We start from the raw sequence: 14,932 nt of genomic DNA on the forward strand, positions 1-14,932 counted from the left end.
AGGACATCATGAGTGAATTTGGCGAACGTTTGAGACAGCTCAGAAAGCAAAACAGAATAACACAGAGAGAGCTGGCCGAGTGGGTCGGGATCGATTTTACTTACATCAGCAAGATTGAGAGCGGCACGATGGACCCTCCGGCTGAAGACAAGATTATTAAGATGGCGCATATTCTCCATGTTGAGGCGGACGAGCTTATTTTAGCCGCCAACAAGGTACCCAGCAGCTTTCAGAAGGTAATAACGCAAAATAAGGATGTACCCGTATTTTTAAGAAAAGCATCTGAGCTTTCGCCCGCACAATGGAAGCAAATTAAAGATATCATCGGCGAAAACGAAAGGGGGTAGGAGCGTTGCAGGCAGCCCGATATATTTCTCTAGAGCAGATGGAAGAATTAACGGAGCGGATCTTAATGGATTATGGATTTGATCCTTATGATAAAATGATTCGGCCTGTACCGATTGAGGAAATTATAGAGTTTCATTTTGATTTAAACATCGGCTGGGAACCGATTGATCACCTTGATCAGCAGGGAATGGTCATGGCGGCGATATTTCCAACAGAAAAGCAGATTGTGCTAAATGAGACGCATCGCGATTTATTCGAGGAGAAAATAGGAACCTATCATTTTACACTTGCTCATGAACTAGGCCATTGGGTGCTTCATGCTCAGGGAACTCCTTATTGGACTCGTTTGTCCAAGGCTAGGGTGGAGTTGTCCGTTGCCCATACCGCAGCCCCATTTTATTGCCGCAGTTTCGCTCAGAAGCCTATGGTGGAAGTGCAAGCCGATTTGTTCGCGGGATGCTTATTGATGCCTCGGCCTATTTTGGAGCGTGCAATTACGCAATTAAGAAGGATTGGACTCATTCAGTTGTCGCATCTGTATCGTTTGGCAGAAGGGCTTCGCGTATCCATATCCGCTCTGACGGTTCGTTTAACGCAAGCACAACTATTGCATATCGATTCCAATGGACGCATATACTTCTGGGGCGCGCAAGACAGAACGGAGCATGTACAGCTTTCGATAGAGTTCTAATTTCGTTACGTCTAAATGTTGAGTTGAATATCAACTCAAATTGCTTGTTTTACATAAAGGACGATTAATAGGAGGAATAGCTGTGAACAATTCCACAAATCAGGGAAACAATAAAGCCATGGCGGCTTCAGGGTATGGACAAGCCACTCGAGTCGAATTCCGTTTATATGGTGCGGATCATTGTGAAGAGCGCGGGATGCATTTCGATAGCTGCATTAAGCAAGCTACTGATCAGGGAACAAAGCGTATAGGCATTGTCGGTCGAGGGGAGGTACACTCCTTCATTGCAGCGGAGAAAATAGCCCGGCAAGAACCGCTTCAATTATTGTATGGGCTTGAATTGACGATATGGAATGAGACCCAAGAAACATCCTGCATCTTCTATGTGTTAAATAAGACGGGGAAAAGGCATTTGTTTGAGCTTATATCGTCTCTTGACGGTCAACTCTCTTCGCCAATTAGAAAAGATTGTTTAACCAGGAGTCGTGAAGGACTGCTTATCGCCAATACAGGACTGGATAATGAACTTATGAAGGCGGCTTTGACCAAAGCGAAGGAGGAAGTCGAGGATGTTGCCGGATTTTACGACATTATTCAGCTTCACCCCATAGCTGATGATAACCATTTCATAATTGACGGTGTTACCTATTCATTTGATCAGATTGAACAGGCACAAAGGAGGTTACTCGAAGCCGGGGAACGCCTTAACAAGTGGGTCATTGCAGTAGGAAACGGAGAGCAATACGACTCTACTGAAGTCATGCTGGACAAGTTTCAGCATCTTGGTCCAGAGAAAGCATTTGAGCTTGTCGTCACCAACACCTGCCAGTTGGCTGCTCAATTCGAAGCGGTTGAGATAATCCCCAGACACCGGCTTTATCCCACATTGGAGGGAGAAGAAGCCCAGCTTCGTTCCTTATGTTATTCCTCTGCTGCAAGGATGTATGGGAGCAGCTTGCCGGACCCGGTCTTAAGCCGCTTAGAGCTTGAACTAGGCGGGATTATCGACAACGGTTATGCATCCGCTTATTTGATTACCGGCGACATAGCGAAGCATGTGAAGTCATGGGGTGACACCGTCACAGCGCGGGGCTCCGCAGGATCCTCCCTGGTTGCCTATTGTCTCGGATTAACGGAAATAAATCCCTTATTGCCGCATTATCGTTGCAATGCATGCAGGCATAATGAGTGGGTACACGATGCTTCGGGCAATGGCGCGGATTTGCCGGATAAGGTTTGCCCCCGTTGCGGGGAAACTATGGTTGGGGACGGCCATGCTATCCCTTGTGAGATGTTTATGGGATTGTCGTATGATCGTCCTCCCAATATGGATTTGTATATCCCTCGAACAAGTCAGGCCCGAATTCTTCGGTTATTGGAAGAACAGTTTGGGAACGAACGAATTCTTTATGCGGGTACTCTTAACTATCATGGCATCTTTATTCTCCCTGCCAATAGGAAAACAGAGGATTTAACTCCGGTTATTATAGATGAGTGTCAGGGTCAGATGAGGAAAACGAGTTATTTTGATTACAGGGAGTTGGAACCGGTGCTGTTTAAGCTGGATCTTCTGGAGCATCGTAATGCAGGATTCTTCACATTAATGAGCAAGCTAACCGGCGTAGATCCGGCGATGATTCCGATGAATGATGAGAACGTACTGAGCTTATTTCGTTCTTCCGAGACGCTGGGCACCCGTTTGCATCAAAGACAAGCTGGAGCCGCCGTCTATGGCATCCCGGAGATGCAAGTGGATTTTGTTAGGGCCATGCTGGGGGAGCTTCAACCGACTACGTACAATGACCTATTACAAATTTGCGGCCTTTCGCATGGAAATGGGGTTTGGGAGGGGAATGCTCAAGAATTGCTAAGATCAAGCGACCTGAAGCTTCAGTCGGTCCTTGCGTTCAGAGAAGACGTTATGTCCAAGCTGATCGAATGGGGGATTACCAAAGATCTGGCATATCGAATTTCTGAGCATGTTCGCAGAGGGCAAGGAATTCCAGAGAATGAGCTTGAAGGATTAGCACAATATCCTATTCCCGTATGGTTCTTTGATGCATGCAAGAAAATCAAGTATTTGTTCCCAAAGGCTCAAGCTGCTATTTATGTGAGGGCTGCTATACGCTATGCCTATTACAAACTGAATCATCCTTTGGAATTTTATGCTGTTTATTTTACTATGAATGAACATTACTTCGATTTCGAGCTCTGTATGGGAGGATTGGAAGTAATAGAGATGAAGCTTCAGCAGTTGGAAAAGCAGCGTTTGTCTGATCTGGAGGCTATTAAGGAATCTATATTCCTGGTTGCAGCAGAAATGCATGCCAGAGGAATGTGGTTTGGGAAAGACCCTGATACAGGCGGTTACACAGTCGAGAATAATCAACACCGGATTTCTATTCCAGTATCAGACCAGTTTTGAATAAGTTTTGAACATGCAGGAGCGGTTCATCTCGATTTTACGAATAAGCTGCTTTTTCCATTAAATTTCCTTCTAAATGAACTTGTGCAGTATGTTAGGACATGAACAGCCTTTTTTACAGTATGAGGAATATTGTGTTATGCTTTAATGAAACCAATGAACCTCTCGCTAGAAAGGAGCTGTATGGGAATGTCCACTTCCACGTATCGCCATATCATCATTCTACTGCTTTGTATGACAGCCGGGATTGTTGATGTCGTGGGTTATTTGGGCTTAGGCCATGTTTTTACAGCCAATATGACGGGCAATATAGTTTTGATGGGGTTATCCATTGGCCGTGTGGAAGGTCTTGCCGTTCTTCGGTCCGTTATTGCATTAGTAGGCTTTATTGCAGGCACGGCTTTAGCCGCACTTATTGTAAACAAAGATAAGACCCCCTCGCTATGGCCAAGGGCTGTCACAACCGCACTTAGCATCGAATGGATGATCCTTGTGGCATTTGCCATAACTTCCGGTTGGATTAGAGAAACGGATTCTGGCGTTTATTTCCTGATTATTCTTCTAAGCGTGGCTATGGGAATGCAAACCACGGCCGCAAGGCGACTCGGCATTGCCGGGATATCGACAACGGTACTTACAAATAATTTGGCGAATGTAATCGAGGACGGGATTCAACAGCTGCGCTTATTGTTCGGCAGGGACACGAAGATGACGTTCAGTCAGGAATCCTTGCTGCGGCTGCTAGCTATTGTAATTTATTGTCTTGGTGCTATTATCGGGACTATTGCCGAAACTTCACATCCGCTTGCTATCATATGGGTACCCGTAGCCGTTCTTGCCGCTATTATTGTAACGGTAAGAATTCAGTTTCGGAATGAACCCGCAGTTTACAAGTAGCAGTGCATCGGGGAACGTACATACTGGGTAAAAAATACCAAATCCCATCGGTGGGAACTACGGCTCTTCCGTATGCTTATCAAGTAAATGTCGAAAAAAAGGACGATATCACTCGGGTAACCGAACGATGCCGTCCTTCTTGTCTTATACAGCCTTATACCGGTGCTCTACTTTCATGACCTTCCATACGGTTACGGATATCAGCCATGCCAGTATAAATAAACCTACTAGCAGATAACCCAGATCTCCAAAATCCAAATCACCAATCCATGCAAAGAACGGGCCTTGCAGGTTGAATTTATCGGTTAATACTTGTATTAATTCGACCATTCCAATAATTAGCGCGGCAATGACAGAGACTGTCGTTACCGTTACGTTGTAATACAGCTTTCGAACAGGTGTTGTAAAAGCCCAGCGATAGGCCTTGGTCATGAACATTCCATCGGCCGTATCCATTAAGCTCATGCCGGCTGCAAATAACAGGGGAAGAGCAATGATCCCGAATACGGGTACTGATGTTTTGGCCGCACCGGCCGAGATAGCCAATAAACCGATTTCTGTTGCTGTGTCAAAGCCAAGACCAAACAGAAAGCCTAAAGGATACACATGCCAGCTCCGGCTAATGAACCGGAACATCGGTTTTAATAATCGGGAGAAAAAGCCTCTGGAGTCAAGAAGAGCCTCGAGCTGTTCTTCCAAAAATCGTCCTTGCCTTAGGGTTCGGAACACTCGAAGCAAATTCAACAAGATCATGAGATTAATCAAACCGATGATAACAAGAAACGCTCCCGAAACGGTAGTTCCTATAAGCCCGCCGATCTCCTGCATTTGAGGCATCGCGTCCTGAGCCCACTTCATGGATAAAGCAATGATTAACACCATGAGAAATACAACAGAGGAGTGCCCTAGTGAAAAGTAAAAGCCTACCCCAAGAGGATTACGCTTTTGCTGAATCAGCTTACGAACTGTATTATCGATAGCCGCAATATGGTCTACATCAAACGCGTGCCTCAACCCAAAAGCATAAGCCAATAGCCCAAGACTCCAAAACGCAGCATCGCTGCGGGCGGCTGTCATAAGACCTGCAATACCTATAACATGCAGCGCCAAAATGACAAGATAATACCCTCCCCATGAGGCCTTGCTCTCCCAAATCTTCCGTAACATCCGCATTTTTCCTCCTGCTCCATGCCTTGTTTACCTCTTATTCAACCAACCCGTGCTACTCAACGTACAAATAGTAACACAAAATACGTTGATGTGAAGAGTTTTTTTTCTAAAATATTTAATAGGAAGCCTTTGCATCCTGGGCTTGGGCCGTGTAAGATAAGATGGATAACATGATAAGGAAGGAGAGGCTATGTGGTTTTCGGAGCACGCGTGTGGAAGACAGGAATTGCAGTGACCTTGGCATTATATCTTAGTGCTTTGTTAAACTTTACTCCTCCCGTTATTGCGGCAGTCGCAGCTATTTTTGCAATGCAGCCTTCGATCTACCGATCGTGGCGATATTTTTTGGAGCAGCTTCAAACCAATGTGCTTGGAGCCGCACTGGCGTTGCTTGCAGGAACGTTTTTTTCCAATAATGTGATCTCGATCGGGATTGTCTGTATTCTTGTCATCGTGATCTGTTTGAGGATGGGGTTGGAAGAAACAATCGGTCTTACATTAGTAACGGTAGTGGCCGTGATGGAAGCTTCAGGGGAATGGGAATTTGCAGTGAACCGCTTCTTATTAAGCCTCATCGGCATAGGGAGCGCCTTCTTGATCAATGTTTTATTCTTCCCGCCCAAGCCGAAGGACCAGTTCGAAGCGCAAATTCATACTGTATTTAGCAAAATGTCACTTCTTCTTCGTACGGTCATTTCCGACGAAATCAAAGAAACGGTGTTCCGGGAAGAGAAGGGGGAGCTGTCAAACTCCCTGCAGCTTTTGGCCGGCAAATATAAGCTTATGGAAGAGGAAGTCAAGAAGCTTAAGCGCGGCAAATTCAGCATGATTCGCCATCTGGTCATATACAAGCAAATGCTTCGAACGCTGTCCAAGGGACTTGAGGTTCTGGACACGGTAGACGAACATTTTTTTCAGGCGAACCGGGGTCCGCAGACCGATGCCTTCTTTGATGGACATTTGGAGAAATTGATCAAGTACCACGAGCATGTGCTGCTCAAGTTTGATAACAAGCTTAAAGCGGACAGCTCGGAAGGCCTGGATATTGAGGCGGATAACGAACAGTTTATGTCTACGCTTATTGAACGTTATCAAGACCAGCCTTCGGGAATACTACGGCTTTCGGTCGTGGCTGCAGCCATGTATGATTATGGCCATCAAGTCGCTCGTCTGGATAAGCTGCTGGAGCATTACCATCGCGGTGATTCCGATATGAAAGAGCCGATGGACCTTTTGCTAAAAAGCTTCAAAAGAAAATGAACCTAATGACAGAAGCTAACAGTGGAAGCTGTTGGCTTTTTTTACCATGTGGGGCGTTTACCCATGATAGAGTGAGCAGACCGCAAGTGTCGCGAACGCTCGCTTTGTTAATCGACTATCGAATGTAGTAAACTATTAAGAATATGCGTGTGATGACTTAGATAACTTGAATCAATGAAAGGGGACTATATGCAGTGCATACGAAAGCCAGTTTAATGTACGATCTTGAAAGGATGGGCATTGATCCTAAAGGAACAACCCTGATGCATTCATCGATGAAAAGTATTGGAGCAGTTGAACAGGGGGCCGATACGGTACTTGATGCTTTGTCGGAATACATGAAGGATGGCCTGCTTGTGCTGCCGACGCATACATGGTCGTATATCATTGCAAGCAATCCGAGGTTTTACCTGGAGTCATCACCGTCTTGCGTCGGGATCCTGCCTGAGCTGTTCCGCAAGCGCCCGGGTGTGCTCCGTTCTTACCATCCGACCCATTCCGTAGCCGCTCTCGGCAGGGATGCAGAGGAATTTGTGCGGGGGGATGAGCGCTTCGATACCCCGTGTCATCGGGAATCGGCATGGGGAAAGCTGCTCGATCGTGAAGCAACCATTATCCTTGTAGGGGTAGATTTACGCAGAAATACATTCATTCATGGGATTGAGGAATGGATGGACATTCCTGGACGCTTAACCGACGGGCATGAAGAGCTATTTACTGTGCTGGGTGACGGCACTGAAATCCGCGTACCATCCAGAAGGCACTGCGGCTTATCCTGGTCGATGCATTTCTGGAAAGTAGAAGATGTGCTGCTGGAGCATGGTGCTGTAAGAATGGGCAAGCTTGGCGATGCGGATGTTCGTATTTGTGACACGGTCAAGCTGAATGAGATCCTGTCTCATATGTTGAAGATTAACCCGGAGTTATTCTCGGATAACGAACCGCTGAGTGGAACTTATTTCTAAATCTTATTGACATTCTGTATGGGTGAATGCTTTCTTCGAACAGGATGAGATCGTTGTACTTACTCTAATAAAATGAGTATTCTTGCTGAAAAGGGGCCGAAAGATATGCGGAGGCAGCCTCCGTAGCCGGTAAGGAGCTTGGCAAGAACGATTTCAGTTTTAACCAAAAAAATGGCGGCCGATGCGAGCACTGCCAAGGGGAAGGAATTGTAACGACTCCGCTGCAATTTATGCCAGATGTCGAATCGGTCTGCCCTGTATGCAAAGGCGCCCGCTTTAATGATGAAGTGCTGGATGTTCGAATCAAGAACAAAAACATTGCTGAAGTGCTCGAAATGAGTATTGAAGAAGCGGTGGACTTTTTCTCCGACCAGACTTATATCCTGCATAAGCTGAATGTGCTGAATCAGCTTGGGCTCGGTTATTTAAGAGTGGGGCAATCCGCCACGACTTTGTCCGGCGGGGAGGCGCAAAGAATCAAGCTTGCTACCGAGCTTAGTAAGCTGAAGCGGGGAGCTCATAATTTATATATTCTGGATGAGCCCACAACAGGCTTGCATCTTCAGGATATTCAAAAGCTGATTGATTGCGTTCAACAGCTGGTCGACGCGGGACATAGCGTTATCGTCATCGAGCATCATCTTGATATGATCAAGGTGGCCGATCACATTATCGATATGGGACCCGAAGGCGGGAAGAACGGCGGAACCGTGGTTGCGAGCGGCACTCCTGAGGAAGTGGCAAAAGTCAAAGCTTCTTTAACCGGGCAGTTTCTGAACGAAGTGCTGGTTGCGGAGAATTGCTATTGGTAAACCAATTGGAATACGAGGGGAGATGGCCAATGAGCACGGTTAACCCACTGCTCCTCGATATCCCCGAAAGCCTGGAAACAGAGCGCCTTATGATTCGCGCTCCCCAGGCGGGGGATGGATCGATGGTGTATGAAGCTATTCATGAAAGTATTGAACAGCTCCGTCCTTGGCTGCCCTGGGCCCAGGAAGCTCCATCGCTGGAGCAATCCGAGACCGGTGTACGCCAGGCAAGGCTTCGTTATTTGGAGCGGTCCGATCTCAGGCTGTACCTGCTGCATAAGAATACGGGGAAGCTGGTCGGATGTAGTGGTCTTCATGGGGTAGATTGGGAAGCAAGAAAATTTGAAATCGGTTATTGGATAAGAACATCCTGCCTCGGACAAGGGTATATTACGGAAGCCGTAAACGGGATTACAGAATTTGCTATAACCCAGCTGCAAGCTAATCGTATAGAGATCCGATGCGATTCAATTAATGCACGAAGCATTCAAGTTGCGGTCAGGACAGGCTTTACACTGGAAGGTACGCTTCGTTGCGATGAGCGAAGGACAGATGATTCTTTGATGGATACGATGGTTTTTGCGAAGGTTCGCGGATTTGAATTTGGGAGTTCAGAATGATCACAAGGAAGTCAATTCAGATTACATAAACTAATTTATGGGTAATAGAATAAAGATGCGGATTGTAATCCATTTAGAGGGAGGATCTTATTAACCAATAGTCAAATTAGGCTTTACATTATTCATCAATAAAAGGTATAATATATGGTATAATTTCTATATTTAAAGCGCTGAGTTTTCTTTTTAGAAAAACGGGGGAACCAAGTAATTTGGGGTGAATCGATATGCAGCGGCAAGCTGCCTATTGTAGGGCGTATTCTCACCGCCCGAATCCGACAGCTAACCTCGTAAGCGACTGTGGGAAGGATAGATTTGCTTATTAAAGCACAAGGTCTAGCCTTGTGCTTTTCGTGCTCCCAAAAGCAAAAAAGTCTTTCCATCTCAGCACTGTACAATTGAGAGGAGGATTATTATGGACAGCAAAGAAAAATTGTTTCACTTGTTAGATGGGTTGAACGAACGAGATCAGAGGGCTGCCATCGAATTCATCCAATACCTTGCTCATCGCAGCGGGAAGAAAATAATTAATGAAGAGGTTATTAATATATACGGAAAGCATTATTATGTAGTGCCGGATTGATGGTAACGAATGAATGTGAGTTTATTAATTAAAACCCGACAGCGATCGTATTTTCGGAATCATCCGAATACGGTCGTTTTTTTGTCAAAGCTGAGTTGACGCAAGGCTGAAAAAAAAGTATAGTATGAGTATACCCATACCGGGTATGCACGATATATTGTGGTTGAAATTGACCGCATCTTTTTTTGTTTATTTATATACCCTATAGGGTATGTTGTGCAGTCTGATGCTGAGGTGCAACCTTTTATAGAGAAGCTATCCATTTCAGTGATTTAACGGGGGAGGATGCCCATGATTTTTATGCTTGCTCTTTTTGTATTCTTTATCTTGATGTATCAACGCATTAAACCAGTGAGGGGATTACAATATTTGGATGCTAGAGACTTAGGCAATTTTACGAAAAGCTCCGATAAGCCGGTCATTCTACTCGATGTACGGGACTCGGTAGATTATTATGAAGGACATTTGGATGGAGCCGTTCATATTTCATTAGGCCGGTTGCCCTTTGTTAAGAAGAAGGAGTTACGTAAAGAGGCTAGTATCATCGTCATCTCCGATTCCAAATACCACAGCAAGAAAGCAGCAAGAATTTTGAAAAAATCGGGGTATTCCCATTTGGCTGCGTTACATGTAGGCAATCCCTGCGTCTGCACATAACGAATTCAATCCTATGCTTAAAAAAAGGGATTCAATTGGGAAGCAAAAGAGAAAACAACGATTGTTTGTTCATCTAAACACGGAGTGTGTGGGGAAGAGCAAGGAAATGAAAAGAACAATCAAAAAAAACATTAGCCCATCAGCTAATGTTTTTTTGACATATAAGGCAATACATTGGAGGTTCCACGCAAAGTTATGCATCCGTTTCGAAGTCACTTCTCACTTTTTGAGTCACCCAGTGCAGGTAATTCATGCTTAATTAACGTAATATGCGCCTTTTGGAAGAGCTGTTCCTTTGTCTACGACTACCAAGCCTACTCCGCCAGGAATAAAAGCAACGAGAGAATCTTTATTGGTGACATAAATGCCGGGTACATAAGTACCATTGACCTTCGTTTGCACGGTTTGTGAGATAACGATGGTTCCTGGATCGGTCGTGGAAGGCTTCTGTGTATCTGTTGGAGCTGCAGCGCCAACGGCGGCGGGAAGCATAAGCGATGCACCAATGGTAATGATGGATTATTTCGTTTTGAGTTTTTTCATCCTAATCACTCCTTATACTGGTTCTAAGTACTGTAAGAGTAGAGCAAGTGTTCCATCTGGGATTTATTACCCTTTTTACCGATTTTGAAGCATTCACAAAACATTCAAAGATCATACTTCTAAGAAAAAGTATGAGTATGGATGAGAATTATACCTTTGTGAAATGCAAATATTTTTGACCCCCGCATGGGAGTGATGGTTTCGCAAACCGCAGGGGTGTGTTAGACTTCAGTTGGACAAGGCTTACTAAGAGAGGCCATAAAAGACACGAATATGGGGAGGAACAAGGTATGAGCAAGCATCATCCAAATATTTTAGTATACCATCATGAGGCTGATACCTACGCCAATTTCCTGCGTGAGCATGGGTATACATCGATACAGACTGCTTCCTCCATAGAAGAGGCTTTAAGCCATTTACAGGGTACGGAGGTCATATTAGGCTGGAAATTTCCAACCGCTTTATTAACTAGGCCCGAGGCTTCCAGCGTCCGGTGGATTCAGTCCACAGGTGCAGGAATTAATGACTTGGTGTCAGACCCGGGCGTTCCGGAATCGATAACGATTACCCGAATTAAAGATCAATTCGGCGGATTGATCTCTGAATACGTATTTGCCTTTTTGCTGTACATAACCAAAGGACTCCCGAATATGCTTGAGGCTCAGAAGCGCTCACATTGGGATCCCTTCAAAGTGGATACATTAAACAATAAAATTATCGGCGTAGCAGGGTTGGGTTCGATCGGTTCAGAAGTGGTGAGAAAAGCTCGGGCGTTTGATATGAAGGTACATGGTTTGAGCTTCAACGGAGCGAATGCGGAGCTGGTAGACGAACATTATACGGCAGAGGAATGGTCGTTGTTTGTCAAAGATCTGGATTATTTGGTGCTCACCTTGCCATTAACTCCTGCAACGCAATATGCGGTTAACAAAGATATCCTGTCTTTGATGAAGCCTGAAGCGGCGCTGGTGAATGTTGGCCGCGGACAGCTCATAGCAGAAGCCGATTTGGTAGAAGTGATGAGGGAAGGAAGGCTTCAAGCGGCTATTCTGGATGTGTTTGAACAAGAACCGCTTGATCCAGAGCATCCATTCTGGTCGCTGCCTAACGTATTTGTCACTCCTCATTTGTCGGGACAAAGCCATGCGGCCGATGTAGGGAGATTTTTCCTGAACAACATCAGGTTGTATGAACAAGGCGAGAGGCTGCTAGGCATCGTTAATCGGGAAAGAGGCTACTAAATAAACAAAAAGATAATATCCCCGTGCTCACTTGAACAGTGGACAGGGGATTTTTCGTATGCTGCGGAGTGCGAATGAACTGTACACCTGATGAATACATATAGATCATATAAGTAGACAACTCTCACGAGAACATCCTGAGCGATCGCTTTAATGGGTACTACTTCAAAACTATTAATGAGGTGATATAAGGATGAGCCAGGGCAAGAACAAGCTTACAACGAGCTGGGGCGCTCCGGTAGGCGACAACCAGAATTCAATTACGGCCGGATCACGGGGACCGACCCTCATACAGGACGTTCATCTCCTGGAAAAGCTGGCGCATTTTAACCGTGAGCGGGTTCCGGAGAGGGTCGTTCATGCCAAAGGAGCTGGGGCGCACGGCTATTTTGAAGTTACGAACGATTTGACGAGATATACGAAAGCGGATTTTTTATCTGAGGTTGGGAAGAAAACACCGCTATTCGTACGTTTCTCGACCGTTGCAGGGGAGAGTGGCTCGGCAGATACGGTACGGGACCCAAGGGGATTTGCCGTCAAGTTTTATACGGATGAAGGAAATTATGACCTGGTAGGTAATAATACCCCTGTCTTTTTTATCCGCGATGCCATCAAATTCCCGGATTTCATCCATACGCAAAAGCGTCACCCACAAACTCATCTGAAGAATCCGAATGCGATATGGGATTTCTGGTCGTTATCTCCGGAGTCACTGCACCAGGTGACCATTCTGATGTCGGACCGCGGAATCCCGGCTACCTATAGGCATATGCACGGGTTCGGAAGCCATACGTTCAAATGGGTCAATGCTCAGGGAGAAGGAGTATGGGTAAAATATCATTTTAAAACAGAACAAGGCATACAGAACTTATCGGCGGAGCTTGCGGCTCAGCTTGCAGCTGAAAACCCGGACTACCATACGGAGGATCTGTTCAATGCGATTGAAAAGGGAGATTTTCCTTCCTGGAAGCTCTATGTTCAGATCATGCCGCTTGAGGATGCGAAGACGTACCGGTTCGATCCGTTTGATGTCACCAAAGTATGGTCGCAGAAGGATTACCCTTTAATCGAGGTTGGGCGGATGGTTCTAAATCGGAACCCGGAAAATTACTTCGCGGAGGTCGAACAGGCTACGTTCTCTCCAGGAACATTGGTGCCCGGGATCGAGGTATCGCCGGATAAAATGCTGCAAGGGCGCTTATTCGCCTATCATGACGCCCACAGGTATCGCGTAGGGGCCAATCATCAGTCCTTGCCGATCAATCGTCCGCGTAATGAAGTGAATAATTATCAGCGCGATGGTCAAATGCGGTTTGATGGCAACGGCGGCGGCTCCGTCTATTATGAACCGAACAGCTTCGGAGGACCCTCGGAGTCCAAATCGGATAAACCGGCCGCTTTTGAGATTCATGGTGAAGCGGATAGCGTGCCTTATGATCACGATGACCACTATACCCAGGCTGGAGACTTGTATCGGCTGCTGAACGGAGAGGAGCGTTCACGGCTTGTGCAAACCATTGTCGCGGCTATGAAGCCGGTGGAAAGCGACGAGATTAAGCTAAGACAAATCGGCCATTTCTTCAAAGCGGATCCGGAGTACGGACAACGTATAGCGGAAGGACTCGGCTTAAGAGTACCGGAAGCCAATTAATGAAAGCGGCAGCAGCCCTTTCCCTTGTGGAGGAACGCTGCCTTTCTTTTTATCAATGGATAGCTTACATCGCAAGTTAATGTAAGCGTTATCACAAAGGCGGAGAATCATAATCAAAGAGGTGATATGATGAGAGCTCGCATCCTATCGGAGCAAATGATAAAAATGCGGTTTCCGCATCTTCGATATGTCCGCATTCACTCGGAGGGGAGGCATAAAGTGACGGTTTATGCGTGGAATGAAGATCTGCAGCTCCCGGATCACGATATCCGTAACCTGAAGCAATACGCCTCCGAATATTTGAATCCTTACGTCTGCTTCAAGATTAAACCGTACCATTTGGTGCAGGATGACGAGGTGCCGCAGCTTCCGGAGCTGCCGGATGAATTGCAGAAGAAGGTGCTCAGCCGGGGACTGGATCAAGACGAAATCATGGACACCATGAATGAAATGATCCCTTTTGGACAATTGGATTATGTCGATTATGACGCGGAAACAGGAACGCTGCATTTTGAATTTTACACGGAACGACCTATCGATTCCCGGGAACAGGAGCTTGTCGGAAGCTACTTAAGCGAAATGATTCCAATCGGCACCTTGTGTGCAATCGAATATCAAATTCGTGGAGACGAGAGTAAGCCGGGTGATTGAATCCGTATGTTCGGTTATGCTTCATTCCCAAGTGCAGTTTAAGGTTTGAAAAGAGCGGGGGAGTCATGTAAACTAATCTTGAAACTGCATGAAGGGATCTGGATGAATGAAGATGATCGTGTTCTTTGCGCTGCTCTTATTGTACCCATTATTTCTGCATTGGGTTAAAATTAGTGACTACAGGGTCGTTCCGCTAGTCGTTCCTTATGCGCTTGGAGCATTGTCCATCACGATTATGCTGACCGGTATTGCCGATTTCATCGTCAAGAAGCTGAAGCAATAGTCTATTCCAGCTTCGTCTATATGACTTGCAACGTCCCAATATGGTTCCAATTAACTAAGACAATAGGGGTGCTTCTGCGACTTTAGCGGAAGCACTTTTTTGATATATCTGGATTCATACATTTCGTGTCTTCCTACG

Annotated in this window: 16 protein-coding genes and 1 riboswitch; of the genes, 14 read left to right on the top strand and 2 right to left on the bottom strand. The window is 45.9% G+C overall.

Translation table 11 applies throughout. The annotated features are described in order from the left end of the window. The first annotated feature begins 8 nt into the window (after positions 1-8). The 4 genes from GGC63_RS22265 to GGC63_RS22280 all read left to right on the top strand — a co-directional run bounded on the left by GGC63_RS22265 (position 9) and on the right by GGC63_RS22280 (position 4,361). A complete protein-coding gene (locus tag GGC63_RS22265; RefSeq protein ID WP_192704190.1) occupies positions 9-347 on the top strand; it encodes a helix-turn-helix domain-containing protein in 339 nt (112 codons plus the stop codon). A 5-nt stretch (positions 348-352) separates the two neighbouring features. After that, positions 353-1,039: an ImmA/IrrE family metallo-endopeptidase gene (locus tag GGC63_RS22270; protein WP_192704191.1), complete on the top strand. Its 687-nt coding sequence runs from the start codon at positions 353-355 to the stop codon at positions 1,037-1,039. A gap of 82 nt (positions 1,040-1,121) precedes the next feature. Continuing rightward, positions 1,122-3,464, top strand: a complete 2,343-nt coding sequence (locus GGC63_RS22275) for a PHP domain-containing protein (RefSeq protein ID WP_192704192.1) — start codon at positions 1,122-1,124, stop codon at positions 3,462-3,464. Positions 3,465-3,653: 189 nt separating this feature from the next. Further along, entirely contained in the window at positions 3,654-4,361 is a 708-nt protein-coding gene (locus GGC63_RS22280) for a YoaK family protein (protein ID WP_192704193.1), read from the top strand. Positions 4,362-4,505: 144 nt separating this feature from the next. On the opposite strand, the gene GGC63_RS22285 is transcribed toward GGC63_RS22280, so the two are convergent. After that, positions 4,506-5,528 carry a HoxN/HupN/NixA family nickel/cobalt transporter gene (locus tag GGC63_RS22285; RefSeq protein ID WP_192704194.1) on the bottom strand — a complete coding sequence of 341 codons (1,023 nt, stop codon included), beginning with the start codon at positions 5,526-5,528 and terminating at the stop codon, positions 4,506-4,508. Positions 5,529-5,723: 195 nt separating this feature from the next. Between GGC63_RS22285 and GGC63_RS22290 the strand changes: the two genes are divergently transcribed. The 6 genes from GGC63_RS22290 to GGC63_RS22315 all read left to right on the top strand — a co-directional run bounded on the left by GGC63_RS22290 (position 5,724) and on the right by GGC63_RS22315 (position 10,425). Next, a complete protein-coding gene (locus GGC63_RS22290) occupies positions 5,724-6,791 on the top strand; it encodes an FUSC family protein (protein WP_079909475.1) in 1,068 nt (355 codons plus the stop codon). 194 nt (positions 6,792-6,985) lie between these two features. Next, on the top strand, positions 6,986-7,756 hold the full coding sequence (locus GGC63_RS22295) for an AAC(3) family N-acetyltransferase (protein ID WP_192704195.1): 771 nt from the start codon (positions 6,986-6,988) through the stop codon (positions 7,754-7,756). Positions 7,757-7,986: 230 nt separating this feature from the next. Further along, positions 7,987-8,568, top strand: coding sequence for a hypothetical protein (locus GGC63_RS22300; protein WP_225948417.1), 582 nt, complete (start codon positions 7,987-7,989; stop codon positions 8,566-8,568). Between the two features lie 29 nt (positions 8,569-8,597). Continuing rightward, on the top strand, positions 8,598-9,188 hold the full coding sequence (locus GGC63_RS22305) for a GNAT family N-acetyltransferase (RefSeq protein ID WP_192704196.1): 591 nt from the start codon (positions 8,598-8,600) through the stop codon (positions 9,186-9,188). Between the two features lie 158 nt (positions 9,189-9,346). After that, positions 9,347-9,497: riboswitch (cyclic di-AMP (ydaO/yuaA leader) on the top strand. Between the two features lie 103 nt (positions 9,498-9,600). Beyond that, positions 9,601-9,768: a hypothetical protein gene (locus GGC63_RS22310; RefSeq protein WP_192704197.1), complete on the top strand. Its 168-nt coding sequence runs from the start codon at positions 9,601-9,603 to the stop codon at positions 9,766-9,768. 291 nt (positions 9,769-10,059) lie between these two features. Then, positions 10,060-10,425, top strand: a complete 366-nt coding sequence (locus GGC63_RS22315; RefSeq protein ID WP_179135925.1) for a rhodanese-like domain-containing protein — start codon at positions 10,060-10,062, stop codon at positions 10,423-10,425. A gap of 255 nt (positions 10,426-10,680) precedes the next feature. Here GGC63_RS22315 and GGC63_RS22320 read toward each other — a convergent pair whose 3' ends face one another. Then, entirely contained in the window at positions 10,681-10,917 is a 237-nt protein-coding gene (locus GGC63_RS22320; RefSeq protein WP_192704199.1) for a hypothetical protein, read from the bottom strand. A gap of 341 nt (positions 10,918-11,258) precedes the next feature. Here GGC63_RS22320 and GGC63_RS22325 point away from each other — a divergent pair, with 341 nt between their 5' ends. The 4 genes from GGC63_RS22325 (at position 11,259) to GGC63_RS22340 (ending at position 14,794) form a co-directional block, all read left to right on the top strand. Further along, positions 11,259-12,209, top strand: coding sequence for a D-2-hydroxyacid dehydrogenase (locus tag GGC63_RS22325; protein ID WP_192704200.1), 951 nt, complete (start codon positions 11,259-11,261; stop codon positions 12,207-12,209). Between the two features lie 193 nt (positions 12,210-12,402). Further along, positions 12,403-13,860, top strand: a complete 1,458-nt coding sequence (katA, locus tag GGC63_RS22330) for a catalase KatA (protein WP_192704201.1) — start codon at positions 12,403-12,405, stop codon at positions 13,858-13,860. Between the two features lie 129 nt (positions 13,861-13,989). Next, positions 13,990-14,511, top strand: coding sequence for a hypothetical protein (locus GGC63_RS22335; RefSeq protein WP_192704202.1), 522 nt, complete (start codon positions 13,990-13,992; stop codon positions 14,509-14,511). Positions 14,512-14,617: 106 nt separating this feature from the next. Further along, positions 14,618-14,794 carry a hypothetical protein gene (locus GGC63_RS22340; protein WP_179135926.1) on the top strand — a complete coding sequence of 59 codons (177 nt, stop codon included), beginning with the start codon at positions 14,618-14,620 and terminating at the stop codon, positions 14,792-14,794. Positions 14,795-14,932: the final 138 nt, after the last annotated feature.

Source organism: Paenibacillus sp. OAS669 (assembly GCF_014873645.1).
Taxonomy (GTDB): domain Bacteria; phylum Bacillota; class Bacilli; order Paenibacillales; family NBRC-103111; genus Paenibacillus_S; species Paenibacillus_S vulneris.